This is a genomic window from Streptomyces avidinii (assembly GCF_014650695.1).
GTDB lineage: Bacteria > Actinomycetota > Actinomycetes > Streptomycetales > Streptomycetaceae > Streptomyces > Streptomyces avidinii.
In genome coordinates this window covers 41,253-67,138 of record NZ_BMVL01000007.1, presented here as the reverse complement: position 1 = coordinate 67,138, position 25,886 = coordinate 41,253, and the positions used below count along the sequence as shown (strand labels likewise).

Here is a 25,886-nt window from a genome sequence, read left to right as displayed (position 1 = left end):
TGAGGCGCGGGGGCAGAGCCCCCGGGGCGGAAGCCCCGGGAACCCCGTTGCAGGACGTCAGTCCTTGATCTCGCAGATCGTCGCGCCCGAAGTGACCGACGCGCCGACCTCGGCCGTGAGGCCGACGATCGTGCCCGAGCGGTGGGCGTTGAGCGGCTGCTCCATCTTCATGGCCTCGAGTACGACGACCAGGTCACCCTCGTTGACCTGCTGGCCCTCCTCGACCGCGACCTTGACGATCGTGCCCTGCATCGGGGAGGCCAGGGTGTCGCCGGAGGCGGCGGGGCCGGACTTCTTGGCCACGCGGCGCTTCGGCTTCGCGCCGCCCGCGGCGGCGGTACGGGCCAGGGTCATGCCCAGCGAGGACGGGAGGGAGACCTCCAGGCGCTTGCCGCCGACCTCGACGACCACGGTCTCGCGGCCCGGCTCGTCCTCGGTGTCCTCCGCGGCCGGGGCCGTGAACGCCGGGATCTCGTTGACGAACTCGGTCTCGATCCAGCGGGTGAAGACCGTGAAGGGGCTGCCGTCCGTGGGGGCGAACGCCGGGTCGGCGACGACCGCACGGTGGAACGGGATGGCGGTGGCCATGCCCTCGACCTCGAACTCGGCCAGGGCGCGGGCCGCGCGCTGGAGGGCCTGCTCGCGGGTGGCGCCGGTGACGATCAGCTTGGCCAGGAGCGAGTCCCAGGCCGGGCCGATCACGGAGCCGGACTCGACGCCCGCGTCGAGGCGGACACCGGGGCCGGTGGGGGCGTTGAACTTGGTGACCGTGCCGGGGGCCGGGAGGAAGCCGCGGCCCGGGTCCTCGCCGTTGATGCGGAACTCGATGGAGTGACCGCGCAGGACCGGGTCGCCGTAGCCGAGCTCCTCGCCGTCGGCGATGCGGAACATCTCGCGGACCAGGTCGATGCCGGCGACCTCTTCGGTGACCGGGTGCTCGACCTGGAGCCGGGTGTTGACCTCCAGGAAGGAGATCAGGCCGTCGGCGGAGACGAGGAACTCGACGGTGCCGGCGCCGACGTAGCCGGCTTCCTTGAGGATGGCCTTGGAGGCGGCGTACAGCTCCGCGTTCTGAGCGTCGGTCAGGAAGGGGGCCGGGGCCTCCTCCACGAGCTTCTGGTGGCGGCGCTGGAGGGAGCAGTCACGGGTCGACACGACGACGACGTTGCCGTGCGAGTCGGCCAGGCACTGGGTCTCGACGTGGCGCGGCTTGTCGAGGTACCGCTCGACGAAGCACTCGCCGCGGCCGAAGGCGGCGACGGCCTCGCGGACGGCGGAGTCGTAGAGCTCCGGCACCTCTTCGAGGTTGCGGGCGACCTTCAGGCCGCGACCGCCACCGCCGAAGGCGGCCTTGATGGCGATCGGCAGGCCGTGCTCCTTGGCGAAGGCGACGACCTCGTCCGCCCCGGAGACCGGGTCCGGCGTGCCGGCGACCAGCGGGGCCCCGGCGCGCTGGGCGATGTGACGGGCGGCCACCTTGTCGCCAAGGTCGCGGATGGCCTGCGGCGGCGGACCGATCCAGGTGAGGCCGGCGTCGATCACGGCCTGGGCGAAGTCGGCGTTCTCGGAGAGGAAGCCGTATCCGGGGTGGATGGCGTCCGCACCGGAGTCGGCTGCGGCCTGGAGGACCTTGGAGATGTCCAGGTAGCTGGCGGCCGGGGTGTCACCGCCCAACGCGAAAGCTTCGTCGGCCGCGCGGACGTGCAGAGCGTCCCGGTCCGGATCGGCGTAGACGGCTACGCTCGCGATCCCGGCGTCCCGGCAGGCCCGAGCAACGCGGACAGCGATTTCGCCACGGTTGGCGATGAGCACCTTGCGCACGATGGCTCCCTCCTTGAAACAAGCTGAGTTTAGGGACAGCCCACACGGCCTTTCGACCCTTCCACGGTGGTGACCTTGCCCACACAGAGTGTGATGCGAGGCCCGATCCGCCGGAGAACCCTTGTGGCGCCCCAGGTCAGGGGGATCCCCGACTGCACAGTAACCCCGTCATGTATCCAAGGTCTCTGTTCCTCCGGTCAGCGGCCCCGGGTGATTCTTTGTCGAGTCCCTACGAACGGCCCACAGTTTCTTTGCGGTCGTGAGAGGAGTTGTCCCCTTGTTTACCGATTGGTAGCCCCGTTGTCCTGCAGGGCGGACCGGCACAACACCGTACCCACAGCGATGTGGCCCACGGCGGCCCGGAGGGGCGCCAGAGCGCCGGGCGTGTACTGCGGACGGGGGACCCCGGTGCGGCGCCCCCTGGACCGGTCCGAGCCTTTGCCGCACCCGTCGCCGCCGCAAAGGCGGGGCCCTGAAGGAGCGTAAGCACGGGGCGGCGTGAAGCGGCCGAATATTTCCGGCCACCGCGCAGATGGGCGTGTCCCGACCGCCCGACCGGATCCGAGGGACCGGTCCACGCATACGGTCTCGGATACTGGCGAGTTGGCAACCCGGACGAGCTCCACGGCGTCCTCCATACGGCGTGGAATCACTGCGCGGAACACGGCACGGCAGGAGCCCGGGAACCTCCGGGGCGGCGACTTCCGGCTGTGTGAGGACGACTGAACGACTGCGAGACAAGGACGAGGCAATGGCGGTCGACGAGGTGCGGATACCGGGGCTGCGCACCATGCCCGCCCGGATCACCGGCACGTCCGTCCCCACCACCCGGGTGATCACGCCGAAGACGGCGCTCGCACCGTGAGCGCCGGGACGAGGACGCCGACGGACCCGGCCGGACGCCGGGTCCTGTCGGCCGCGCTGTTCGCGAGCGCCCCGGCGGAGGTGCTCGACTTCCTGCTCCCGCTGTGGGCGGGGTCCACGCTGCACGCCGGGGCCGCCGCGGTCGGCGCCCTCATCGCCTTCGAGGCGGTGCTGTCGCTGATCGTGCGCCCGCTGGCCGGAGAGCTGGCCGACCGCTTCGACCAGCGGCGGGTGGCCGCGGCCGGTGCGGGCCTGTACGCCCTGTCGTTCGCGGGATACGCGCTCGCCGACTCGCTGGTGGTGGCCTTCGTCGCGGCCGGTCTGGGCGGCGCGGGCGGGGCCCTGTTCTGGGTCGCGCTACGGGCCTGGACCGGGCAGCGCTCGCAGGGCGGCGACGGTACCTCCGCCTACGGCAAGTTGCTGTCGGCGGAAGGCCAAGGGGCCTTCATCGGCTATCTGGTGGCGTTCTCGCTGCTGGAACGCGGCGGCTACCCGCTGCTGTTCTGGCTGGGCAGCGCCGCCTGCGCGGTGGCGGCGGGCTCGCTGCTGCGAGGGCCCCGCGAGGAACGGACCCGCACCGCAGCGGGCCGCGGGGACCGGCTCGGGGCGGCGGCGGGGCGCCGGCTGCTGCCTCTGATGGTGGTGTCCGCAGTGACGGCAGCGGCCGAGGCCGGGCTGTGGATGCTTGTGCTGCTCCGGCTCCAGGGCGACCTGGAGCTGTCCCCGAACGAGATCGCGCTGGTCTTCGCCCCCGGCTTCGTGGTGTTCGTCCTGCTGCCGGAGCACACGCACCACCTCACCGACCGACTGGGCCGTACCCCCACCCTGGTCGTCTCGTTCGCGGCGAGCGCGCTCTTCGCAGCGGGGCTCGCGGTGGTCTCCACACCGCTGGCGATCGCCGCGTTCTGGACCGTGGCCGCCGCCTGTTTCGCGGCGCAGATCCCGGTCGAGCAGGCGACGGTGGCCGCCGCGTCCGGCGGGCGGATCGGCCGGGGCATGGGCCTCTACGAGAGCGCCCGGCTGGCCGGTGTGGTGGCCGGCCCGCTGGTGATGGGCGTGCTCCACGAGGAGCTCGGCCGGGTCGCCGCCTGCGTGGCGGCCGCGGCCACCTCGGTCGTGGGGGCGCTCGTGGTCCCGTACGCGGTCCGCACCCTGCGCCTGCCGGAGGAGAAGAAGTCCGGGACCCCGACCCCGACCCCCGGGGCCGGGCCGGACACCGCACACGTGAGAGAGGGCAGAGAAGAGATGGACGCGAGCAAGCCGGAACCGGCGCAGCCGTCGGCGGAGACCGCCCTCGGGCCGAAGGCCCACGCCCGCAAGGAGCGCCGGGACTGGTACATCCACACGGTCGCGTTCGCGCTGGGCCAGCTGGTCCTGTGGGCCCTGGACTCCAGCTGGCTCGTCCGGCAGATCACGGACGGCGGCGTGCCCGACGACCAGCGGGGACCGCTGGTCTGGGTCGGCCGGATCTGGCTGACCATCTGGGTGATCGACACGATCTGGTCCTGGTCGTACACCATCTGGCCGCGGGAGAAGAAGGCCAAGTCGTCGTAGGCGCGTGCTGCGGCGCAGCGTGTGAGCGGGTACCGGCCGGGCCGGGAGGAGCGCCGCGGGACGCGTACCGCTCGGGGGCGCGGTGCGCCCCCGCAAGCCGGGTGTGCGGATGTCTTGCCCGCCGCGCTACCCGTTAGTAGCCTCCAGGCGTCGAACAGGCTTGTGACACGTGGGGGTGGGCGTAGTGCTGCGCAGACTCGTGGCCGGACTGGCCGCGATCGTGCTCGTCGTGGAAGCGGCGGTACTCGTGCTCGTCCACATCGTGCTGGGCCGGACCACGGCGAACCAGTCCATGTCCATCGCGGGCAGCGATCCGAATGTCATGTCCAAGGCGACCTACGCGATGGGGGCGGGCATGGGCGCCTTCCTCGTCCTGTGCGCCGTGCTGGTCGCCGTCGCCGCGATCCGCGACCGCTCACCGAACCGCTTCGGCCGCATCGTGCTGATCAGCGGCGCCGTCGCCCACGGCGTGCTCGGCATCCTCTCCGTCGCCCTGGTCGGCTGGGCCGCCTTCGCGACGATGATGCTGATCCTGTGCCTTCTCGTACTGACCCTGACCCTCTACGCGGCCCGGCCCGGCGGCGCCGAGGGCGACCGGGGCGCAGACACCCCGCCGCCGCCCGCGCCGCCGATCGGGGAGCTCAAGCCCACAAGTCCGTGATGGACACGTCCAGCTCGCCCAGCAGGGAGCGCAGCAGCGGCAGCGAGAGCCCGATGACGTTGCCGTGATCCCCGTCGATGCCGTCGATGAACGGCGCCGACAGGCCGTCCAGGGTGAACGCCCCCGCCACGTGCAGGGGTTCCCCGCTCGCCACGTACGCCGCCACCTCCGCGTCCGTCGGCTCGCCGAAGCGCACCGTCGTGGACGCCGTCGCCGAGACCTGACGGCCGTCCACGGTGTCGATCACGCAGTGCCCGGTGCGCAGTACGCCGGCCCGGCCGCGCATCGACTTCCAGCGCGCGGTGGCCTCGTCGGCGTCCGCCGGCTTGCCCAGCGCCTCGCCGTCCAGCTCCAGCACCGAGTCGCAGCCGATCACCAGGGCGCCGGCGGCCTCGTCCAGGCCCGCCACGACGGCCGCCTTCGCCTCGGCCAGGGCCAGCGCCAGGGCGGCCGGCTCGTCGTGGTTCAGGGTGTCCTCGTCGAAACCGCTGACGATCACGTGCGGGGCGAGCCCGGCCTGCCGCAGCAGGTTCAGCCGGGCGGGGGAGGCGGAGGCGAGGACGAGCTTGCGCCCGGTCGCGGGCTCAGGTGTGGCAGTCATGGGGGCCATCGTAGGGGCGGGCCCGGGGGCGGCCCACAGCGTGGCCACGGGCGGCCACGGGCGCCCACGGGCGGCCGACGAGGTGGCCGACGGCCCTAGAAGTGGCCCACGCCCAGGACGTAGACCACCACGAGCATGGCGACGGCGAGCACCAGGCTCAGCCGCCGGATCATCGCCTGCGCGTCGCGCATGTCCTTGGGCGGCTCGTTCTTCGGGTCGGACCAGAGCATGCCCCGATCCTGACCCCGGACAGGGGTGTGGCGCCTGAGTACCCGTACTCAGGCGCCACCGCCCGTTCACATCAATTCGGCTACGCGGGCCAGTACGTACGCCCCCAGGCCCGCGGGCCCGGGTGCGGCACCCGCCGCCGGGCCACACGGGCCGGCGTCGACCACTCGTCCGCGACCGGCGGTGCGAGCGACGGCGCCATGGCCAGCGCCGCCGCGCGCGCCTGGACCACCGCCAGTGCGGCGGCCAGTTCCTCCGGGGTCGGGTTGCCCTTGACGACCTTGATCACCACAGAGTCCTCCTGGAGGCTAGAGCGGGATGTTGCCGTGCTTCTTCGGCGGCAGGGACTCCCGCTTGGTGCGCAGCTGCCGCAGTCCCTTCACCACGTGCGCCCGGGTCTCGGACGGCATGGTCACCGCGTCGACGTACCCGCGCTCGGCCGCCGTGTACGGGTTGAGCAGCGCGTCCTCGTACTCGGTGATGAGCCGGGCCCGGGTCTCCTCCACCTCCTCGGGAGCGGCCTCCGCGATGGTGCGGCGGTGCAGGATGTTCACCGCGCCCTGCGCGCCCATGACGGCGATCTGCGCGGTCGGCCAGGCCAGGTTCAGGTCCGCGCCGAGGTGCTTGGAGCCCATGACGTCGTACGCGCCGCCGAAGGCCTTGCGGGTGATGACGGTGATCAGCGGCACGGTGGCCTCGGCGTACGCGTAGATCAGCTTCGCGCCGCGCCTGATGATTCCGTTGTACTCCTGGTCGGTGCCCGGAAGGAAGCCCGGGACGTCCACGAACGTCAGCACCGGGATGTTGAAGGCGTCGCAGGTCCGCACGAACCGCGCCGCCTTCTCGGAGGCGTCGATGTCCAGGCAGCCGGCGAACTGCATCGGCTGGTTGGCGACGACACCCACCGGGTGGCCCTCGACGCGGCCGAAGCCGGTCAGGATGTTCGGCGCGAAGAGCGACTGCGTCTCCAGGAACTCCGCGTCGTCGAGCACGTGCTCGATCACGGTGTGCATGTCGTACGGCTGGTTCGCGCTGTCCGGGATCAGTACGTCGAGCTCGCGGTCGGTGTCGGAGACCTCGGTGTCGGCCTCCTCCGGGAAGGCCGGCGGCTCGGAGAGGTTGTTCGACGGCAGGTACGCGAGCAGTGACTTCACGTACTCGATGGCATCCTTCTCGTCGCCCGCCATGTGGTGCGCGACGCCGGACGTGCTGTTGTGCGTGCGCGCCCCGCCCAGTTCCTCGAAGCCCACGTCCTCGCCGGTGACCGTCTTGATGACGTCCGGGCCGGTGATGAACATGTGCGAGGTCTGGTCGACCATGACCGTGAAGTCGGTGATGGCCGGGGAGTACACGGCACCGCCCGCGCAGGGCCCGACGACGAGGCTGATCTGCGGGATCACGCCGGACGCGTGGACGTTGCGGCGGAAGATCTCCCCGTACATGCCCAGAGCGCTGACGCCCTCCTGGATGCGGGCGCCACCGGAGTCGTTGATGCCGACGAGCGGGCAGCCCGTCTTCAGCGCGAAGTCCATGACCTTCATGATCTTCTGGCCGTAGACCTCGCCGAGGGCCCCGCCGAAGACGGTGAAGTCCTGCGAGAACACGGCCACCGGGCGGCCGTCCACCGTGCCGTAGCCGGTGACGACGCCGTCCCCGTAGGGCCGGGTCTTCTCCAGCCCGAAGTTGGTGGACCGGTGCCGGGCGAACTCGTCGAGCTCGACGAAGGATCCCTCGTCCAGCAGGAGGGCAACCCGCTCACGCGCCGTCAGCTTGCCCTTGGCGTGCTGCTTCTCCACGGCACGCGCGGACCCGGCGTGGGTGGCTTCGTCGATGCGGCGCTGCAGATCCGCGATCTTCCCCGCGGTGGTGTGCATGTCGATCGGCTCTGACGGTTGTGACATCGGGGTCGCGGCTCCCTGCGTGGTGTCAACGGCCTGGTCAATTGATTGACTACTGCTGGCTACTGGTGCGTAGCGTATCGGCGGGCATGGCGCTCGGCAGTGCGGCGTTTGACACACCTAATCTGGCTTGCATGACGCCATCAGATGCCTCAGCAGGAGCTTCCGCCGGTCGTTGGTCGAGCCTTGACCGGCCGCCGCTCAACGCCGCCGCCCTCAAGCGGGCCCTCGTCACCGGGGACGGGCTGTGGACCTCCCTGGAGGTCGTCGCCCGTACCGGATCCACCAATACCGACCTTGCCACGCGGGCGGCCGAGCTGCCCGAGGGGGCCGTGCTCGTCGCCGAGGAGCAGAGCGCCGGGCGCGGGAGGCTCGACCGCAGCTGGGTCGCGCCCGCGCGGTCGGGGCTGTTCTTCTCCGTCCTGTTCAAGCCGGGCGACGCGGTGCCGCAGGAGCAGTGGGGGTGGCTGACCCTGCTGGCCGGAGTGGCCACCGCGACCGGGCTGTCCCGGGCGGCCGGCGTGGACACCGCCCTCAAGTGGCCCAACGACCTGCTGGTCAGTGTCGAGGGCGAGGAGCGCAAGACCGGCGGGATCCTCGCCGAGCGGGTCGCCGACGGGGTGGTCGTCGGGATCGGGCTGAACGTCAGCCTGACCGAGGACGAGCTGCCGGTACCGGCAGCGGGCTCGCTGGCACTGGCCAAGGCCTCCGTGACCGACCGCGACCCGCTGCTGCGGGCCGTCCTGCGGTCCCTGGAGGAGTGGTACGGGAACTGGCGCGCGGCCGGCGGCGACCCCGCGGCCAGCGGCCTCCAGGAGACCTATGCGGCGGGCTGCGCGACCCTCGGGCGGCACGTCCGTGCGGAGCTGCCCGGCGGGCGCACCCTCACCGGAACGGCCGAAGCGGTGGACACCGATGGCCGCCTGGTGATCCGCACGGCCGAGGGCAAGCACGAGGCGGTGGGCGCGGGCGACGTCGTCCACCTGCGTTCCGTGCACTGACGCGGGTCCGGCACCGGGCGCGGGCGGCGGGCGCGGCGGGGCGCCGGGGCCGCGCCCCGGACCCCGCACCCCGGTCGGGGGTCGGCCGGAAGTGGGGAGGGGGAGTGAGCTACGGCACACCTGCCGTATGGTTTAGGCGATCCCGGTGCTCGTGGTGATCAACCGGTTCGCAGGGCAGTGCGCACGGAATGGACAGGAGGCGGCCCTTGACCGTCGACGACCCTACGTCCAGCGCGTCCCCGGCCCCCGGCGGCGGCTCCGCGTCCGGCCCGGGTACCCCGATCGGCCGCGACCAGCACACCCCGCACCACGAGGTCGATCACACGGCCCAGCCGACGGCGGATCCGCTCGCCATCCGGCTGGAGCAGCTGATCCTCGGTGCCGAGCGCCGGTACACCCCGTTCCAGGCCGCCCGCAGCGCGGGCGTGTCCATGGAGCTGGCCTCGCGCTTCTGGCGGGCCATGGGCTTCGCCGACATCGGCCAGGCCCGGGCGCTCACCGAGGCCGACGTACTGGCCCTGCGCCGGCTCGCCGGTCTGGTGGAGGCCGGGCTGCTGTCCGAGCCGATGGCCGTGCAGGTGGCCCGGTCCACCGGGCAGACCACGGCCCGGCTGGCGGAGTGGCAGATCGACTCGTTCCTGGAGGGGCTGACCGAGCCACCGGAGCCGGGCATGACCCGTACCGAGGTCACGTACCCGCTGGTGGAGCTGCTGCTGCCCGAGCTGGAGGAGTTCCTCGTCTACGTGTGGCGGCGCCAGCTGGCGGCCGCGACCGGGCGCGTGGTGCAGGTGGCCGACGACGACGAGATGGTCGACCGGCGGCTCGCGGTGGGCTTCGCCGACCTGGTGGGCTTCACGCGCCTGACGCGGCGGCTGGAGGAGGAGGAGCTCGGCGAGCTGGTCGAGTCCTTCGAGACGACCGCGGCGGACCTGGTGGCCGCGCACGGCGGCCGGCTCATCAAGACCCTCGGTGACGAGGTGCTGTACTGCGCCGACGACGCGGCGACCGCGGCGGAGATCGCGCTGCGGCTCATCGAGACGATGGAGCTCGACGCGCAGATGCCCGAGCTGCGCGTCGGGATCGCCTTCGGCACGGTGACCACCCGGATGGGCGATGTCTTCGGGACCACGGTGAACCTGGCCAGCCGGCTGACGTCGATAGCGCCCAAGGACGCGGTCCTGGTGGACGGCGCGATGGCCGAGGAACTCTCCCGGACCGGGGCCGCTCCGGTGTCGGAGAAGGAGGCCGAGACGGCGCCCGACGAGGGTGCGTCCTACCGCTTCGCGCTGCAGCCGATGTGGCAGCGGCCGGTCCGCGGTCTCGGTGTCGTGGAGCCCTGGTCGCTGACGCGCCGGAAGCCTAAGATCCCCGGGTAACGTTCGTTAACCGGGAGGGTTCCTATGGCGTCCGAGGCCGTGTCCGCGTTCGAGTCGGAGTTCGTGACGGTACGCCGCCACGAGGGCGGGGTCGCGGAGCTGGTTCTGGACCGCCCCAAGGCGATGAACGCGGTGTCGACCGCGATGGCCCGCGACATCGGCGCGGCCTGTGCCGCGCTGGCCGCCGACCGGTCCGTACGCGTGGTCGTGCTCTCCTCCTCGGCGGAGCGGGCCTTCTGCGTCGGGGCCGACCTCAAGGAGCGGAACTCGCTCTCCGACGCCGAGCTGGTGCGGCAGCGGCCGACCACGCGGGGGGCGTACGGGGGAGTGCTGGAGCTGCCGATGCCGACGGTCGCGGCCGTGCACGGGTTCGCGCTGGGCGGCGGCTTCGAGCTGGCCCTGGCCTGCGACGTGATCGTCGCCGACGAGACCGCGGTGGTGGGCCTGCCCGAGGTGTCGGTGGGCGTGATCCCCGGCGGCGGGGGCACCCAGCTGCTGCCGCGCCGGGTGGGTGCGGCGCGGGCCGCCGAGTTGATCTTCACCGCGCGCCGGGTGGAGGCGGCCGAGGCGCTGTCCCTGGGGATGGTGGACTCGGTGGTCCCGGCCGGCCGGGACGCGGCTGAGGCGCTGGCGCTGGCGTCCCGGATGGCGGCGAACTCCCCGGTGGGTCTGCGGGCGGCCAAGCGGGCGCTGCGGCTGGGGCACGGGATGGACCTGGCCGCCGGGCTGGAGATCGAGGACGCGGCCTGGCGGACGGTGGCCTTCTCGGGCGACCGGGCGGAGGGCGTCGCGGCGTTCAACGAGAAGCGCCGACCGAACTGGCCGGGGGAGTAGCGGCCCCGGAGCGCACCACCCCGGAGCGCGCGGCCCGGGTGCGGCCGCCACGGACCGCCCCCGGCACTCCCTCGTGATCTTGGGGGCGCCGAAAGCCGCGCCAATTATCTCCAAATCAGACAAAAGTCCCTAGCCTGGGGTGATGGGAGTTGACGGGCGGCTACGAGCCGTGGTGGGACTCGCTCAGGCGATGGCCGCGGCGTGCGCGCCGCGGGACAGTGTGCGGGCGGCCGCACGCGGGGCGCGGCTGGCGCTCGACGGCTCGTTCGCCGCGATCTCCGCGTGGGAGCGCGAGCGGGGGCGCCTGCGGGTGCTCGTGAACGAGGGCGAGCGTCGGGCCGGCGAGGAGGAGTTCCCCGAGGACGAGTCGTACCCCGTGCACGACTTCCCCGAGATCACCGAGTTCCTGCACGAGCGCTGGGTGGGCGGCGGCGGCCCGCACGCCTGGGTCGAGAGCGCCGTCGGCGACCGGCCCGGGCGGCGCGGGGCAGCCCTGCGCCGACGCGGCCGCGGGACCTGCGTGGTGGCGCCCGTGGTGCTCAGCGGGCGGGCCTGGGGCGAGCTGTACGTCGCCCGGGACGAGGGGCTGCCCGACTTCGACGAGGACGACGCCGAGTTCGCCACCGTGCTCGCCGCGGTGGTCGCGGCCGGTCTCGCGCAGAACGAGCGGCTGGAGGAGGCCCGGCGGCTCGCCTTCACCGACCCGCTGACCGGGCTCGCGAACCGGCGGGCGGTCGACATGCGGCTCGACGAGGCCCTGGAGGAGCACCGGCGGGCCGGGGTGGTCGTCAGCCTGGTCGTCTGCGACCTGAACGGGCTGAAGAAGGTCAACGACACCCTCGGCCATGCCATGGGCGATCGGCTGCTGGAGCGGTTCGGGTCGGTCCTGAGCCTGTGCGGGGCGATGCTGCCCGGGTCGCTGGTGGCCCGCCTCGGCGGTGACGAGTTCTGCCTGGTCGGGGTCGGCCCGACGGCGGACGAGATCGTGCGGGTCACCGAGGAGGTGTGCACCCGGGCCGCCGAGTTGGAACTGGGCGAGGGGGTGGCGTGCGGGGTGGCCTCCACCGGGGACCCGATCGGGCCGGTGAAGTCCTCCCGGCGGCTGTTCCGGCTGGCGGACGCCGCCCAGTACAAGGCGAAGGCGGCACGCTCGCCGAAGCCGGTCGTGGCGGGCCGGGACACGGCGGTGGTCCGGCTCGCGGACGCTGCCGCCCAGGAGGCTCCCGGGGAGCGGCGCCGCTTCCGGGGCCGCCCGTGACCGCCGCCCGGGGCGGTGGTCCGTAAGGGGTCCAGCTGCCGCGCGATCGTGACAGATTCACCTAGTGACATGAAGCGATTCAATCCGTAGGGTGCTGAATATGGATATGCACACTGTTGTGGTGGGGACGTCCGGGACCACTGCCGAGGACGTCATCGCCGTAGCCCGCGGCAACGCCCGCGTCGAGCTCTCCGCCGAGGCGCAGGACGCCCTCGCCCGGGCCCGCGAGATCGTCGACGCCCTCGCCGCCAAGCCCGAGCCCGTCTACGGGGTGTCCACCGGGTTCGGCGCCCTCGCCTCCCGGCACATCAGCCCGGAGCTGCGCGCCCAGCTCCAGCGCAACATCGTCCGCTCGCACGCCGCCGGCATGGGCCCGCGCGTCGAGCGCGAGGTCGTCCGCGCGCTGATGTTCCTGCGGCTCAAGACCGTCGCCTCCGGTCACACCGGCGTGCGCCCCTCCGTCGCGCAGACCATGGCCGACGTGCTCAACGCCGGGATCACCCCCGTCGTCCACGAGTACGGCTCCCTGGGCTGCTCCGGCGACCTCGCGCCGCTGTCCCACTGCGCGCTCGCGCTGATGGGCGAGGGCGACGCCGAGGGCCCGGACGGCACCGTCCGCCCCGCCGGGGAACTGCTCGCCGAGGCCGGCATCACCCCCGTCGAGCTCCGCGAGAAGGAGGGCCTGGCCCTCCTCAACGGCACCGACGGCATGCTCGGCATGCTGGTCATGGCCCTCGCCGACCTCGGCAGGCTCTACACCTCCGCCGACATCACCGCAGCCCTCACCCTGGAGGCGCTGCTCGGCACGGAGAAGGTCCTGCAGCCCGAGCTGCACGCCATCCGCCCGCACCCGGGCCAGGGTGCCTCCGCCGCGAACATGGCCGCCGTCCTGAAGGACTCCGGGCTCGTCCGCCACTACCAGGAGGAGACCGCCCCCCGCGTGCAGGACGCGTACTCCGTGCGCTGCGCCCCGCAGGTCGCCGGCGCCGGCCGCGACACCATGGCGCACGCCGCCCTGGTCGCCTCCCGCGAGCTGGCCGCCGCCGTCGACAACCCGGTGGTGCTGCCCGACGGGCGCGTGGAGTCCAACGGCAACTTCCACGGGGCTCCGGTCGCGTACGTGCTGGACTTCCTCGCCATCGCGGCCGCCGACCTCGGCTCCATCGCCGAGCGCCGCACCGACCGGCTGCTCGACAAGAACCGCTCGCACGGCCTGCCGCCGTTCCTCGCGGACGACGCCGGCGTGGACTCCGGTCTGATGATCGCCCAGTACACGCAGGCCGCCCTGGTCAGCGAGATGAAGCGGCTCGCGGTGCCGGCCTCGGCCGACTCGATCCCCTCCTCCGCCATGCAGGAGGACCACGTCTCGATGGGCTGGTCGGCCGCGCGCAAGCTCCGTACCGCCGTCGACAACCTGACGCGGATCATCGCGATCGAGATGTACGCCGCCACCCGCGCCATCGAGCTGCGCCACGGGCTGACCCCCGCCCCGGCCAGCCGGGCCGCGATCGCGGCCGCTCGCGCGGCCGGTGTGCAGGGTCCCGGGCCGGATCGTTTCCTCGCCCCCGACCTGGCCGCGGCCGACGCGTTCGTGCGCAGCGGCGGTCTCGTCGCGGCGGTGGAGCCGGTGACGGGCCCGCTCGCCTGACGAGGGAGCCGCGCACGCAGTACGAAGGGCCGCCCCGGGATCCGATCCCGGGGGGCCCTTCGCGTTTCGCGCTCTGTGCCGCGTGCCGCGTGTTCAGGGCGCGTGCGAGCGGCGTACGGAGAAGGCCACGGAGGCGGCCCCGACCCCGAGGAAGAGCGTGCCGCCCAGCAGGTAGGGAGTGGTGTCGACGGACCCGGTGTCGGCGAGCAGGGACTGCGCCGGCGCGGTCGGCCCGGCGGACGTCCCGGTGACCGTCCCGCGGGCCCCGGTGGGACCCCCGGCGTCCGTGGCCGTTCCCGGGGCGTTCGCGCCCGTGGGCACGGCGGAACGGGCCTCCGCGGCACCCGGGGAGGTGGCGCCCGCCGAGGGGACGAACCACAGGGCGCCGAGGAGGGTGGTCGCTCCGAGAGCGGTGAGCAGCGGTCGGCGTGCGGACACGGTGCGATCCCCCTTGTGGCAGCAGCGAATTGGCCGTGTGCGGTGATGCTACGGAAAGGGGCGGGTCGTGGGAAAGTCGGGGCTTCCCCCGGGCTTACTCTCCGTCGTATGAACTCTTCTGAGACATCACGATACGTACGACTTCGGGTTGATTTGGTACTGGAAGTGCCGGACGTCCAAGCACTCACCGGAGCCGCACTGGCTCACATCAAGGCCGACGAGTTCATGCCGGACGAGGAGCGCGGCCACGCCGAGTCCGCCGTCCGCGAGGACGAGTCGGAGGCCCTCGCCTACCTCGTCGACCCCACTGACCTGGTCGCGGACATCCCCGGGGTGGAGCTCGCGCAGGCCTCCTGGAGCAGCGAGCCCGTCGAATACGACCCCGAGTCGATGGAGTGGGACCTGGACGAGGAAGATGGGGACTTCGACGAGGAACCCGACAACGCCTGACCGTGTGGTGGACCACATCCGAACGGAATGTGGAACCGGCCGGCGCCGTTAACGCGTTGTCAGGACCAGGCAGGGGGTGCGTCCCCCTGCCCGGCCAACCCCGGGGACGTCAGCCTCCGGGGTATCCGGCAACGATGGAGTGGCGTGTGAGGACGGACAGTAAGCGGCGGAGAAGGTCCCTGGTGGCCATATCCGCCGTTCTCGGTGGGGTACTGGTGCTCTCGGCGTGCGGCGGCGGGGACGACGACAAGCCGAAGGGCAAGGGCGATTCCGCCAGTGCCCAGGCGGACGTCGACGCGGCGGCGGCCAAGGACGCGTCCAAGGCCAAAATAACCATCACGCCCAAGGACGGCGCCACCAACGTCGGCCTCAACGACGCGGCCAACGTCGCCGTGGCCGACGGCACCCTCACCCTGGTCGAGCTCAAGACCAGTGAGGGCACGGCCGTAGCCGGCAAGATCGCCGCCGACGGCAAGAGCTGGAAGCCCGACGCCGCGCTGAAGCGCTCCACGAAGTACGCCCTCGCGGCGACCGCCAAGGACGCCGACGGCAAGGAGGCGCACGAGAACGCCTCCTTCACCACCGTCTCCCCGGAGAACAGCTTCGTCGGCTCGTTCATACCGGACGACGGCCAGACGGTCGGCGTGGGCATGCCGGTCTCGATCAGCTTCAACAAGCCGATCAAGGACCAGAAGGCTGTCCAGGCCGCGATCTCGGTCACCTCCAGCAGCGGCCAGGAAGTCGTCGGCCACTGGTTCGGCGCGCAGCGCCTGGACTTCCGCCCCGAGCAGTACTGGCAGGCGAACTCCACCGTCACGATGAAGCTGGCGCTGGAGGGCGTCCAGGGCGCTCCCGGTGTCCAGGGCGTCCAGAACAAGACCGTCACCTTCAAGATCGGCCGCAGTCAGGTCTCCACGGTCGACACGAAGACCAAGAAGATGACGGTCACCCGTGACGGCGCGGTCCTCAAGACCATCCCGATCTCGGCGGGCTCCCCGGAGAACCCGACGTACAACGGCCAGATGGTGATCTCCGAGAAGTTCAAGGAGACCCGGATGGACGGCTCGACCGTGGGCTTCAAGAACAGCGAGGGCAAGGGCGAGTACGACATCAAGGATGTCCCGCACGCCATGCGCCTGTCCCAGTCCGGCACCTTCATCCACGGCAACTACTGGGGTGCGGACTCGGTCTTCGGCAGCGCGAACACCAGCCACGGCTGTGTGGGCCTGAACGACGCCCAGGGCGCAGGCGACCCGAACCAGCCCGCCGCGTGGTTCTTCGACAACTCGCTCATCGGCGACGTGGTCACCGTGGTCAACTCCCCGGACAAGACCATCAAGCCCGACAACGGCCTCAACGGCTGGAACATGAGCTGGGCGGAGTGGAAGGCCGGCTCGGCCGCCTGACCTCCCCCTCCCGACCGCACACGACGAACGGCGGGGACCCTTTCACGGGGTCCCCGCCGTTCGTCGTGAAAACCGCCGGACCCGCCCGCACGTGATCATCTAGGGTCCCCGGTATGACCATTCGTGCGCTGTCGCTGCCCCCGACCGATGTCGAGATCGACGCCTGGATCAAGGTCCTCACCGCCGCCCAGGCCGTCGACCTGCCGCAGGCGACGCCGCCCGCACGCTCGGAAGTGGCCGGACGGCTGTGCGTGACGCCCGCACGCGGCCGCGCCGCGCTCTGGGCCGCGGACGGGGGAGCGGGCGTGGCCGCCCTGCTGCTGTTCACGGACGAGGCCAACGCGCACACCGCCTTCCTCGACGTGCTCGCCGTGCGCCCGGACGCCCGGCGCCGCGGCCTCGGCCGGGCCCTTTGGGAGCAGGTCCGGGCGGAGCTGCTCGCGCAGGGGCGGACCTCCGTCCTGACGCTCGTGGACCTGGGCGGGCCGGGGGAGGCCTTCGCGCGGTCCCTCGGGTTCGAGAACGTCCTGCCCATGGCCTGGTACGAACAGGACGTCACGCAGCAGGCCACGAACGGCTCCCCGGTGCCCGTCGCCCCGGGATACGAACTGCGCGCCTGGCACGGCCCGGTGCCGGACGACTGGGCCGGGCCCCTGGCCACGGCCCACGGGGCGATGGAGGACGCGCCCACGGGCGACATCGACGAGAAGATCGAGGCCTGGACGCCGCAGCGGCTCCACGCGGCGCACCAGCTGATCCTGGACCGTGGCGGCGAGATCACCACCGTCGCCGCGGTCACCGGCGCGGGCGAGGTGGCCGCCTACACGGAACTGGTCCTGCCCGACCCGGCCGGCCCGCGCGCCCTCCAGTACGACACCGTGGTCGCCCCCGCCCACCGAGGCCACGGCCTGGGCCGTGCGGTCAAGCTGCACATGCTGGACCTGGCCCGGAACCGGTACCCCGGCCTGCGCCTGATCGCCACCACGGTGGCCGACGAGAACACCGCGATGCGGGCGGTGAACGAGCGCCTCGGCTACCGCCCCGCCCGCCCCGCGGGCTACTACCAGCTCAGCCTCTAGCCGCCGGATTCCGTGCCCCGGACACCCCGGACACCCCGGACACCCCGGACACCCCGGACACCCCGGACACCTCGGCCTCCTCCGACGGCGCCGACCACGCCGCCAGCAGACGCAGGGCGTCCGCCGAGGGGGAGCCGGGGACCGCGTGGAAGGTCACCAGGGACTGCGCCGGGTCGTCCGGCAGCGTCAACGTCTCGAAGGACAGCCGCATCTCACCCACGAGCGGGTGCCGCAGGACCTTCTCCCCGTGCGTCTTGTCCGCCACCGTGTGCGCGGCCCACAGCCGCCGGAACTCCTCGTTCTTCACCGACAGTTCCCCGACCAGCGCCGACAGCCGCTCGTCGTCCGGGTGCTGACCGGCGTACATGCGCAGGTTGCTCACCACTTCGCACGCCCGGCACTCCCATTCCCCGTACAGCTCCGCCGTCGCCGGGTCCAGGAACACCAGCCGCACCAGGTTCCGCTCGGCGGCCGGCAGCGCCCCGAAGTCCCCGAAGACCGCGGCCGCCAGCCGGTTCCAGCCGATGACGTCCTGCCGGTGCCCCACGAGGTACGCCGGTACGCCGCACATCGCGTCCATCAGCGTGCGCAGCTCCGGCCGCACCTGCTGCGGGCGCCGGCTCTGGCGGCGCCGGTGTGCCTTCGGCCTGGCCAGGTCCATCAGGTGCGCCCGCTCGGTCCCGTCCAGGCGCAGAGCCCGCGCCAGCGCGTCCAGGATCTCCACCGACACGTTGTGCCCGTCGCGCTGCTCCAGCCGCGTGTAGTACGCGACGGACACCCCCGCCAGCTGCGCCAGTTCCTCACGCCGCAGCCCGGGCACCCGCCGACGGCGTCCGTGGTCGGGCAGGCCCACGTCCTCGGGGCGCAGCCGCGCACGGCGGGAGCGGAGGAACTCGCCGAGGCAGGCGCGCTGATCAAGCTGGTCCATCCCGCAAGTATCCCCGGGCGGCGTGCACCGGGGCAGGCGTGAGCCTGACCCCGTCAGGCGTAGGTTCGCCGGTCATAGGCAGGACAGGGGGATGGCTGCCCGCCGGACGAACCGGCAGCGTGGGGGACATCGCAGCAGCACGTCACCGCTTTCCGAGGAGCCCCCCATGTCCGTCACCCGGACCACGCAGGTCGCCGCGTACGCCGCCCCCGCCGCCAACGCCCCTCTGGAGCGCACCACCATCACGCGCCGTCCGGTCGGCGAGCACGACGTGCTCATCGACATCAAGTACTCCGGCATCTGCCACTCCGACATCCACCAGGTGCGCGACGGATGGGGCGAAGGCATCTACCCGATGGTCCCCGGCCACGAGATCGCCGGTGTCGTCACCGAGGTCGGCGCGGCCGTCACCCGCTTCTCCGTCGGGGACCGGGTGGGCGTCGGCTGCTTCGTCGACTCCTGCCGCACCTGCGAGTACTGCCTGCGCGGCCAGGAGCAGTACTGCACCGAGGGCATGACCGGCACCTACAACGCCCTCGACCGGAGCGGCGAGCCCACGTACGGCGGCTACTCCACCCACCTCGTCGTCGACGAGAAGTACACCGTCCGCATTCCCGACGGCCTCGCCCTCGACGTGGCCGCCCCGCTGCTGTGCGCCGGCATCACCCTCTACTCCCCGCTCAAGCACTGGCAGGCCGGACCCGGCAAGCAGGTCGCGGTCGTCGGCCTCGGCGGCCTCGGCCACATCGGCGTGAAGATCGCGCACGCGCTGGGCGCCGAGGTCACCGTCCTGTCGCAGACCCTCCGCAAGAAGGACGACGGCCTGAAGCTGGGCGCCTCCCACTTCCACGCCACCTCCGACGAGGCCACCTTCGAGGAGCTGGCCGGCCGCTTCGACCTGATCCTGTCCACCGTCTCGGCGCCGATCGGCCTGGACGCGTACCTGGGCCTGCTGAAGGTCGACGGCGCGCTGGTGAACGTCGGCGCCCCGGAGGAGCCGGTCTCGCTCAACCTCTTCTCGGTCATCGGCGGCCGCAAGACCCTCGCCGGGTCGATGATCGGCGGGATCGCCGAGACCCAGGAGATGCTCGACTTCTGCGCCGAGCACGGTCTGGGCGCGGAGATCGAGCTGATCGGCGCCGACCGGATCAACGAGGCGTACGAGCGGGTGCTGGCGAGCGACGTGCGCTACCGCTTCGTGATCGACGCGTCGACGATCTGAAGTCGGCGGTCCGAACCGGGCGCTGCCGCCCGGCGGCGGGTGTCACACGTTCTTCATGCCGATCCAACGGCAAACAGCCGGCCCGGCGACGGCACCCCGATCGCCTTCGGCGGCGTGACGCACGCCAAGGGCCTGGGCGTCCACGCCCCCTGGGAGATTGTCTACCACCTGGGCGGCCGGGCGTCCCGTTTCACGGCGCTCGTCGGCATCGACTTCTCCACGAACCAGTCGTCGGCCGGGGCCACCCGCGCCGTCGTCCGCGCGGACGGCCGGACCCTGCTGACCACGGCCACCCTGACGGGCGCCACCGGCCCCACCGCGATCGACCTCGACGTGACCGGCGTCCGCCTCCTCCACCTGCTGGTCGAGGACGCGAACGCCCGCTCCTCCTTCGACCACACCTCCTGGGCCCGCCCCTACGTCACGGTCCGCTGACCGTGGCCGGCCGGTGCCGGGGCCGGCGGATCACTCCGCCGCGGCCACGCCGATCGGGCAGGAGACGCCCGTGCCGCCGATGCCGCAGTAGCCGCCCGGGTTCTTGTCCAGGTACTGCTGGTGATGGGCCTCCGCCGGCCAGAAGGGGCGCTCCGCGGCCGGCAGGACCGCCGTGGTGATCGGGCCGTAGCCCGAGGAGGCCAGGACCTGCTGGTAGGCGGCGCGGGAGGCCTCCGCCGTCGCCTGCTGGGCGGGGGAGTGGGTGTAGAGCGCCGAGCGGTACTGGGTGCCCACGTCGTTGCCCTGGCGGAAGCCCTGGGTGGGGTCGTGGGACTCCCAGAACAGCTTCAGCAGCGCCGCGTAGGACACCTGCGACGGGTCGAAGACCACGCGGACGACCTCGGTGTGGCCGGTCAGCCCCGAGCACACCTCCTCGTAGGTCGGATTCTCCGTGAAGCCGCCCTGATAGCCGGCCAGCGTGGTCCACACCCCGGGGGTCTGCCAGAACTTGCGCTCGGCGCCCCAGAAGCAGCCCAGGCCGAAGTCGGCGACCTCCAGGTGCGCGGGGTAGGGGCCGGACAGCGGGTTGCCCAGCACGGTGTGCCGGTCGGGAACGGCGAACAGCGGCTCCGCGCGGCCCGTCAGGGCCTCCTCGCGGGTGGGGAGCTCGGGCGTACGGCGGTACGAGAACATGGATTCCCTCCTTGTGGGAGTGACAACGTGCGGAGGGCGGGCCGGGATTCCCCGACCCGCCCTCCGCCGCCGCACCGGGTCAGAGACCCGGCGTGCTCACGCCCACCGCCCAGTCACGGGCGTACAGGTACCGGCTCTTCGGCGAGCCCGCGTAGGACCACGGCACACAGCCGATGTACCCGTCGATGTGGCGGAACTGCTCGACCGCCTGCTCGTCCCGGTCCTGCCAGAAGAGCAGGTACGCCAGCATGTGCCGGAGGCGCGCCGTCCCGGGGTGGTCGTCGCCCGCCGCCGCCAGGTCCAGCAGGGCCGCGTCCACCGCGGCGACGATCTCCGGCTCCTTGAAGAACGTCTCGGCCGCCAGGTCGTCCTCGTCCGTCTCCTGCTCGAAGTACGCGATCAGCGGCAGCAGCGACAGCAGATCGCCGGGCGCTCCGGCGGCGGCCGACTCCCGCGCGAAGCCGAGCGCCAGCTCGTGCGAACCGCGCCACTTCCGGCACCAGTACTGCAGACCGCTGATGTGCGACCACAGCACCTTCGGATCGCGCCCGACGACCTGCGCCCACAGCTCCCGGTACCGCTCGTGCGAGTAGCCCAGGCCCTGCCCGATGGGCTGCTCCACGATGTACGGGGTCGGGTCCGCCGGGTCGGCGAGGCGCTGGGCCTCGTGCGCGACCTCCTGCGCCTTGACCAGCAGCTCGCGGAAGAGCCGGAACTGCTCCTGCGTGGTGCGGCTGCCCGACTGGGACCCGCGCACGTTCCACGCCACCATGATCGCGGTGTCGGCGTCGACCAGGGCGGCCGTCGGGTCCGAGGGCCGCGCCGCACGCCAGGCCAGCAGCCACGCGTCGTCCTCGGCGGCCGCCTCGGCCAGCGGGCGGACCCGCTCCATGCGCTCCTGCCAGTTCTTCCCGGCCGCCTCGACGTAGGCGGCTCCCGCCTCCCAGTCGCCCGACCGGACCGCGTCCAGGACGGCGGTCCGCTCCGGCGGCACCGGAGCCGGGTTCTCGGTGTCGAGATCGGCCTCGGCCACGAAGCCCAGCGCGACGACCGCGGCCGCCTTCTCGGCCTTCCGCTCGGCCTTCACCGCCTCGGTGCCGGTGTTCAGGGTGCCGATCTCGGCCTCCAGGGCCTTCGCCTTGCGGATGTAGTAGACGCCGCGCAGGAACTTGAACGCGCCGAACAGCAGCACGGCGCCCAGGATGTAGAGGCCGATCACGGGGCAAGCACCAGCTTTCGCAGCGGTTCGGTGTCGGGCGCGTCCGCGACGGCCGCGTCCAGGGCCTGGCGCAGCCGGTCCTCGAAGCCGTCGGCCGGGTAGCGCAGGGAGGCCGAGTCGGACCAGGACAGCTGCCAGCGGGCGGCGCCGCGGGCCGTCAGCTCGACGGAGACCAGCTGGTTCAGGGCCCGCCGGACCACCGGGCGGCCGAACTCGCGGGCCGTACGGCCGGTGGCGGCCTGCGCCTCCTCGGACTTCGGGAAGCGGTCGGCGATGCGCCAGCGCACGGCAGGGTCGGCGTCGAACGCGTCGAGCACGGCGCCCAGCCCGGGGCCCGCACCCTCGGCGGCGAAGGTCTCGCGGATGTCCTCCGCGCCCTGGCCGACGTACGCGGTCATCGACTCGTGGACGAGGTCCTCCCAGTCGACCCGCTTCAGCGCGAGCGCCTCCGGGGTCAGGACGACCTGCTCCAGCGCGGCCAGCGACGCCCCGGCGTCGGCCAGCAGTTCCAGGGCCGGACGGGCGGCCTGCCCGGCGCGGCCGTCGTCGGGCAGCGCCTCGATGCGGGCCACGCGCTCGGCGAGCGCGGGGTGCGAGTCGTAGGGGGAGGTGGGCTCCGTCGACAGTTCCCGGCGCAGCTCGTCGAGATCGGCCGAGCGCGCGTCCAGGAGCCGGCGCAGACCGCCGAAGACCTCACCGGGGCGGGGCAGCAGACCGGCGCCGACACCGAGGGTGGCGTACGAGCTCATGTAGAAGTCGTGCGCCGAGTCGAGGGCGTTCAGCTCGCGCAGTGCGGAGGCGGCGGAGTCGCGTCCGGCGACCCGCACCGAGGCGAGGTCGGCGGCGAGCTCCTGCCGGCGGGAGGTGGAGCGGGTGGCACGCATGTAGAAGTTGCCGTACGCGATGTAGACCTTGGCCATGGCGCGGTACATCGCACCCTCGCCCGCGGTATCGACGCCCTTGGCCTTCTTGCCCTTGGCGATGCGCTTCTCGTCCTTGCGCTCCTGCTTCGCGCGCTCCTTGGCGACCTTCTTGTCCGCGCGCTCGTGGAAGTACCCGATGGTGCGGATCAGCTGGGCACGGCCGCGGGCGATCAGCGGGGTGAGGCGGGTGTCGAAGTTGGCGTAGTGGCCCATCTCGTGGGCGAGCACGGCACGCAGCTGCATCTCGTCCAGGCCCGTCATCAGCGGCAGACCGAGGTAGAGGCGGCGGGTGCCGGGCCGCAGACCCAGCAGCTTCGCGTCCTCGGCGACGGCCGCGTTCACCTCGTCGATCAGCACGATCTCGTCGGGGGCGCGGGTGCCGACCTGCTGCGCGACGTCGCGCACGGCCGCCCACAGCTCGGGCTCCTGCGCCTCGCCGACGGTGACGCCGGCCGGGGGCTCGCCCTTGGGGGTGCGCAGCATGAACATGCCGCGCACGATCGGGACGGTGAGGACCACGGAGGCGAGGAGCAGCTTGGCCACGATCGGGCCGTGCAGCGTGGTGACGACGGCGTAGTCGATGCCGCCGAGGGCGGCCAGCAGGAACACGCCGAGCAGGTAGAAGCCTGCGAGCAGGACGAGGGCGCGCAAGGCGCGCAGTGATGCGCCCATATGGACAGATCCCCCCACGGGAACGAAAAGGAATGGGCGGCAGGGCAGAAGGCCACGGCCACCGCCGCATCATGCGGCCTGTGATTACTTACAGCAACCTTATTCTCCGTGGATCCCCCGGGGCAGCCGGGGTGCCCCACAGCCCGGACCCCCACACCACGGCACGCCGCAGCCCGACCGCCCACCCGCGCCGCAGCGCCACCGCCCCGCAGGGCCGTGAACCGCAGACCGGCCCGGAGGGCTACCCCGGCAGGGTCGCCGGCGACCCGCCGTTCGCCTCGTACCCCGCCACCGCCATCGCCCGGTACACCGCGTACACCGCGGCCGGGTCGTCCGCCTCCGACCACGGCAGCGCGCCCACGTACCCGTCCACGTGCCGCACCTGCTCCATCGCCTCGGCCCAGCGCTCCATGCAGACCAGGAACATCATCAGCAGGTGCCGCACGTGCGCCACCATCGGGTCGTCCTGCCGCGCCGTGTGCACCGCGTACAGCGCGCCCTCCACCGCCCGCGTGACGACCGCGCTCCGGTAGAAGCTCGGGCTCAGCACGATGTCCGGCTGGTTCTCACGCAGCGCGAACATCGGCAGGGCCGCCAGCAGCGAGCCCTGCGGTGCGCGCGCCGCGGCCGCGTGCGCGAAGGCGTCGGCCTTCTCCCGCGAGCCGTGCCACTGCGCGCCCCAGTAGTGCAGCGCCGCGAGATGCGCGCCCATGTGCTCCGGGGCCCGGTCGATCACCTTCGCCCACAGCTCGTCGAACTCCGCCTCCGGGTACGCCAGTCCCCGCGCGATCGCCAGCTCCGTGATGTACGGGACCGGGTCCCCCGGCGCCAGCAGCGCGGCCCTGCGGCACGCCTCCCGCGCCTCCTCCAGGATGATCCGGTGGTCCTCGGAGCCGACCCCGCCCGAGTGCCGCCACGCCTGCTGCACCAGCAGCTCCGCGTGGACCTGCGCGCCGCCCGGGTCCTTCTCCGCCTCCAGCCGCCACGCCTTCAGCCACTGCGCGCCGACACCGGGCTGCGCCACCAGCTCCAGGGCCGCCGCACCGCCGAAGGCCTGTACGCGCTGCCAGCGCCGCTCGCCCTCCCGCGGGGTCCCGGCGAGCAGCTGGGAGGCCGCCTGCCACTGTCCGGTGCGCTGCACGTTGTCGAGGGCGTCCATCAGGTCCTGGTCGGGCCCGGGGACCCGGATGTCGAGCTCCTCCTGCCGGTCGAATCCGTAGTTCGCCGGGTCGGCGGCGTCAGGGCTGCCCGGCGCGACCAAGCGGATACCGCCGCGTCGGCGCCGGATGTACGGACCGACGATGAACACGATCATGAGCATCGCGAACACGAACCACAGAATCTCCATGCCTCCAGCGAACCAGACCGCGGGGGGAGCAGGCCAATAGGGGTGCGGATCGCGGGCGGGCATAGCATCGGACCATGAGCGACGACAGCCACGAGCACCAGAGCTTCGAGACCCGCGCGATCCACGCGGGCAACACGGCGGACCCGCTGACCGGCGCGGTCGTGCCCCCGATCTACCAGGTTTCCACCTACAAGCAGGACGGTGTCGGAGGACTCCGCGGCGGCTACGAGTACAGCCGCAGCGCCAACCCGACCCGGACCGCGCTGGAGGAGAACCTCGCGGCCCTCGAGGGCGGCCGTCGCGGGCTCGCCTTCGCGTCCGGCCTGGCCGCCGAGGACTGCCTGTTGCGTACGCTGCTCGCCCCGGGCGACCACGTGGTCATCCCGAACGACGCGTACGGCGGCACCTTCCGCCTCTTCGCGAAGGTCGTCTCCCGCTGGGGCGTGGAGTGGTCGGTGGCCGACACCTCCGACCCCGAGTCGGTACGGGCGGCCCTCACCCCGAAGACGAAGGTCATCTGGGTCGAGACCCCCTCCAACCCGCTGCTCGGCATCACCGACATCGCCGTGGTCGCCGACATCGCGCGGACCGCCGGCGCCAAGCTGGTCGTGGACAACACCTTCGCCTCGCCCTACCTCCAGCAGCCCCTGGCGCTGGGTGCGGACGTGGTCGTGCACTCGCTGACCAAGTACATGGGCGGGCACTCCGACGTGGTCGGCGGCGCGCTGGTCACCGCCGACGCGGCGCTGGGCGAGGAGCTGGCCTACCACCAGAACGCGATGGGCGCGGTCGCCGGTCCGTTCGACTCCTGGGTCGTGCTGCGGGGCATCAAGACCCTGGCCGTGCGCATGGACCGGCACGCGGAGAACGCGGGCAGGATCGTCGAGATGCTCACGCGCCACCCGAAGGTCTCCAAGGTCCTCTACCCGGGCCTGGCCGAGCACCCGGGTCACGAGGTCGCCGCCAAGCAGATGCGCAACTTCGGCGGCATGATCTCCTTCCAGGTCACCGGCGGCGAGGAAGAGGCCGTCGCGGTCTGCGGCCGCACCAAGATCTTCACGCTGGCCGAGTCCCTGGGCGGCGTCGAGTCCCTGATCGAGCACCCGGGCCGCATGACGCACGCGTCGGTGGCCGGCTCGGCGCTGGAGGTTCCGGCGGACCTGATCCGCCTGTCGGTCGGCATCGAGAACGCCGACGACCTCCTCGCGGACCTGACCCAGGCCCTGGGCTGACGCCCTCACCCCCGCCGGGCCACCCCCGGCGGGGGCCCGGCCCTTCCGGCTGCGCCGGGCCACCTTCAGCCTCGGCAGCCCATCCCAGCCTCGCCGG

The 25,886-nt window shown here is 72.5% G+C and carries 24 protein-coding genes; 13 read left to right on the top strand and 11 right to left on the bottom strand.

The window, feature by feature from the left end:
• Positions 1-57: 57 nt before the first annotated feature.
• Entirely contained in the window at positions 58-1,821 is a 1,764-nt protein-coding gene (locus IE257_RS19385; RefSeq protein ID WP_189970328.1) for an acetyl/propionyl/methylcrotonyl-CoA carboxylase subunit alpha, read from the bottom strand.
• 861 nt (positions 1,822-2,682) lie between these two features.
• On the opposite strand from IE257_RS19385, the gene IE257_RS19380 reads away from it, so the two are divergent.
• Both IE257_RS19380 and IE257_RS19375 read left to right on the top strand, forming a co-directional pair.
• A complete protein-coding gene (locus IE257_RS19380; RefSeq protein ID WP_209468440.1) occupies positions 2,683-4,239 on the top strand; it encodes an MFS transporter in 1,557 nt (518 codons plus the stop codon).
• 184 nt (positions 4,240-4,423) lie between these two features.
• Complete coding sequence (locus tag IE257_RS19375) at positions 4,424-4,900, top strand: hypothetical protein (protein WP_189970325.1); 477 nt, start codon at positions 4,424-4,426, stop codon at positions 4,898-4,900.
• On the opposite strand, the gene IE257_RS19370 is transcribed toward IE257_RS19375, so the two are convergent.
• The 4 genes from IE257_RS19370 to IE257_RS19360 all read right to left on the bottom strand — a co-directional run bounded on the left by IE257_RS19370 (position 4,881) and on the right by IE257_RS19360 (position 7,630).
• Entirely contained in the window at positions 4,881-5,501 is a 621-nt protein-coding gene (locus IE257_RS19370; RefSeq protein WP_229920517.1) for a Maf family protein, read from the bottom strand. The genes IE257_RS19375 and IE257_RS19370 overlap by 20 nt on opposite strands.
• A gap of 95 nt (positions 5,502-5,596) precedes the next feature.
• The gene (gene mmpB, locus IE257_RS38970) at positions 5,597-5,731 is read right to left on the bottom strand and encodes a morphogenic membrane protein MmpB (RefSeq protein WP_268251420.1); all 135 of its coding nucleotides are present in this window, start codon (positions 5,729-5,731) and stop codon (positions 5,597-5,599) included.
• A gap of 80 nt (positions 5,732-5,811) precedes the next feature.
• Positions 5,812-6,021, bottom strand: a complete 210-nt coding sequence (locus IE257_RS19365) for an acyl-CoA carboxylase epsilon subunit (RefSeq protein WP_189970321.1) — start codon at positions 6,019-6,021, stop codon at positions 5,812-5,814.
• A gap of 16 nt (positions 6,022-6,037) precedes the next feature.
• Positions 6,038-7,630 carry an acyl-CoA carboxylase subunit beta gene (locus IE257_RS19360; RefSeq protein WP_189970319.1) on the bottom strand — a complete coding sequence of 531 codons (1,593 nt, stop codon included), beginning with the start codon at positions 7,628-7,630 and terminating at the stop codon, positions 6,038-6,040.
• 131 nt (positions 7,631-7,761) lie between these two features.
• On the opposite strand from IE257_RS19360, the gene IE257_RS19355 reads away from it, so the two are divergent.
• From IE257_RS19355 to hutH, 5 genes are all read left to right on the top strand, one after another.
• Positions 7,762-8,628, top strand: coding sequence for a biotin--[acetyl-CoA-carboxylase] ligase (locus IE257_RS19355; RefSeq protein ID WP_189970317.1), 867 nt, complete (start codon positions 7,762-7,764; stop codon positions 8,626-8,628).
• 206 nt (positions 8,629-8,834) lie between these two features.
• Complete coding sequence (locus IE257_RS19350) at positions 8,835-10,004, top strand: adenylate/guanylate cyclase domain-containing protein (RefSeq protein WP_245385724.1); 1,170 nt, start codon at positions 8,835-8,837, stop codon at positions 10,002-10,004.
• A 24-nt stretch (positions 10,005-10,028) separates the two neighbouring features.
• On the top strand, positions 10,029-10,838 hold the full coding sequence (locus IE257_RS19345) for an enoyl-CoA hydratase-related protein (RefSeq protein WP_189970315.1): 810 nt from the start codon (positions 10,029-10,031) through the stop codon (positions 10,836-10,838).
• Positions 10,839-10,980: 142 nt separating this feature from the next.
• Positions 10,981-12,096: a GGDEF domain-containing protein gene (locus tag IE257_RS19340; RefSeq protein WP_189970313.1), complete on the top strand. Its 1,116-nt coding sequence runs from the start codon at positions 10,981-10,983 to the stop codon at positions 12,094-12,096.
• A 106-nt stretch (positions 12,097-12,202) separates the two neighbouring features.
• Positions 12,203-13,744, top strand: coding sequence for a histidine ammonia-lyase (gene hutH, locus IE257_RS19335; protein ID WP_189970311.1), 1,542 nt, complete (start codon positions 12,203-12,205; stop codon positions 13,742-13,744).
• Between the two features lie 93 nt (positions 13,745-13,837).
• On the opposite strand, the gene IE257_RS19330 is transcribed toward hutH, so the two are convergent.
• A complete protein-coding gene (locus IE257_RS19330; RefSeq protein ID WP_189970309.1) occupies positions 13,838-14,182 on the bottom strand; it encodes a hypothetical protein in 345 nt (114 codons plus the stop codon).
• A 165-nt stretch (positions 14,183-14,347) separates the two neighbouring features.
• On the opposite strand from IE257_RS19330, the gene IE257_RS19325 reads away from it, so the two are divergent.
• The 3 genes from IE257_RS19325 to IE257_RS19315 all read left to right on the top strand — a co-directional run bounded on the left by IE257_RS19325 (position 14,348) and on the right by IE257_RS19315 (position 17,117).
• Positions 14,348-14,632, top strand: coding sequence for a hypothetical protein (locus IE257_RS19325; RefSeq protein ID WP_229874969.1), 285 nt, complete (start codon positions 14,348-14,350; stop codon positions 14,630-14,632).
• A 134-nt stretch (positions 14,633-14,766) separates the two neighbouring features.
• Entirely contained in the window at positions 14,767-16,038 is a 1,272-nt protein-coding gene (locus tag IE257_RS19320) for a L,D-transpeptidase (protein ID WP_189970307.1), read from the top strand.
• A 113-nt stretch (positions 16,039-16,151) separates the two neighbouring features.
• Entirely contained in the window at positions 16,152-17,117 is a 966-nt protein-coding gene (locus IE257_RS19315) for a GNAT family N-acetyltransferase (RefSeq protein WP_189970305.1), read from the top strand.
• On the opposite strand, the gene IE257_RS19310 is transcribed toward IE257_RS19315, so the two are convergent.
• Positions 17,107-18,045 carry a helix-turn-helix transcriptional regulator gene (locus tag IE257_RS19310; RefSeq protein ID WP_189970303.1) on the bottom strand — a complete coding sequence of 313 codons (939 nt, stop codon included), beginning with the start codon at positions 18,043-18,045 and terminating at the stop codon, positions 17,107-17,109. The genes IE257_RS19315 and IE257_RS19310 overlap by 11 nt on opposite strands.
• A gap of 166 nt (positions 18,046-18,211) precedes the next feature.
• Between IE257_RS19310 and IE257_RS19305 the strand changes: the two genes are divergently transcribed.
• A complete protein-coding gene (locus IE257_RS19305; protein ID WP_189970301.1) occupies positions 18,212-19,267 on the top strand; it encodes an NAD(P)-dependent alcohol dehydrogenase in 1,056 nt (351 codons plus the stop codon).
• 114 nt (positions 19,268-19,381) lie between these two features.
• Complete coding sequence (locus IE257_RS19300; RefSeq protein WP_229920516.1) at positions 19,382-19,702, top strand: NPCBM/NEW2 domain-containing protein; 321 nt, start codon at positions 19,382-19,384, stop codon at positions 19,700-19,702.
• 30 nt (positions 19,703-19,732) lie between these two features.
• On the opposite strand, the gene msrA is transcribed toward IE257_RS19300, so the two are convergent.
• From msrA to IE257_RS19280, 4 genes are all read right to left on the bottom strand, one after another.
• On the bottom strand, positions 19,733-20,395 hold the full coding sequence (gene msrA / locus IE257_RS19295) for a peptide-methionine (S)-S-oxide reductase MsrA (RefSeq protein ID WP_189970299.1): 663 nt from the start codon (positions 20,393-20,395) through the stop codon (positions 19,733-19,735).
• 79 nt (positions 20,396-20,474) lie between these two features.
• Positions 20,475-21,614 carry a hypothetical protein gene (locus tag IE257_RS19290; RefSeq protein ID WP_189970297.1) on the bottom strand — a complete coding sequence of 380 codons (1,140 nt, stop codon included), beginning with the start codon at positions 21,612-21,614 and terminating at the stop codon, positions 20,475-20,477.
• The gene (locus tag IE257_RS19285; RefSeq protein WP_189970295.1) at positions 21,611-23,209 is read right to left on the bottom strand and encodes a M48 family metallopeptidase; all 1,599 of its coding nucleotides are present in this window, start codon (positions 23,207-23,209) and stop codon (positions 21,611-21,613) included. Before IE257_RS19285 ends, IE257_RS19290 begins: the two co-directional genes overlap by 4 nt.
• A gap of 241 nt (positions 23,210-23,450) precedes the next feature.
• Positions 23,451-24,557: a hypothetical protein gene (locus IE257_RS19280; RefSeq protein WP_189970293.1), complete on the bottom strand. Its 1,107-nt coding sequence runs from the start codon at positions 24,555-24,557 to the stop codon at positions 23,451-23,453.
• A 74-nt stretch (positions 24,558-24,631) separates the two neighbouring features.
• Between IE257_RS19280 and IE257_RS19275 the strand changes: the two genes are divergently transcribed.
• A complete protein-coding gene (locus tag IE257_RS19275; protein WP_189970291.1) occupies positions 24,632-25,789 on the top strand; it encodes a cystathionine gamma-synthase in 1,158 nt (385 codons plus the stop codon).
• Positions 25,790-25,886: the final 97 nt, after the last annotated feature.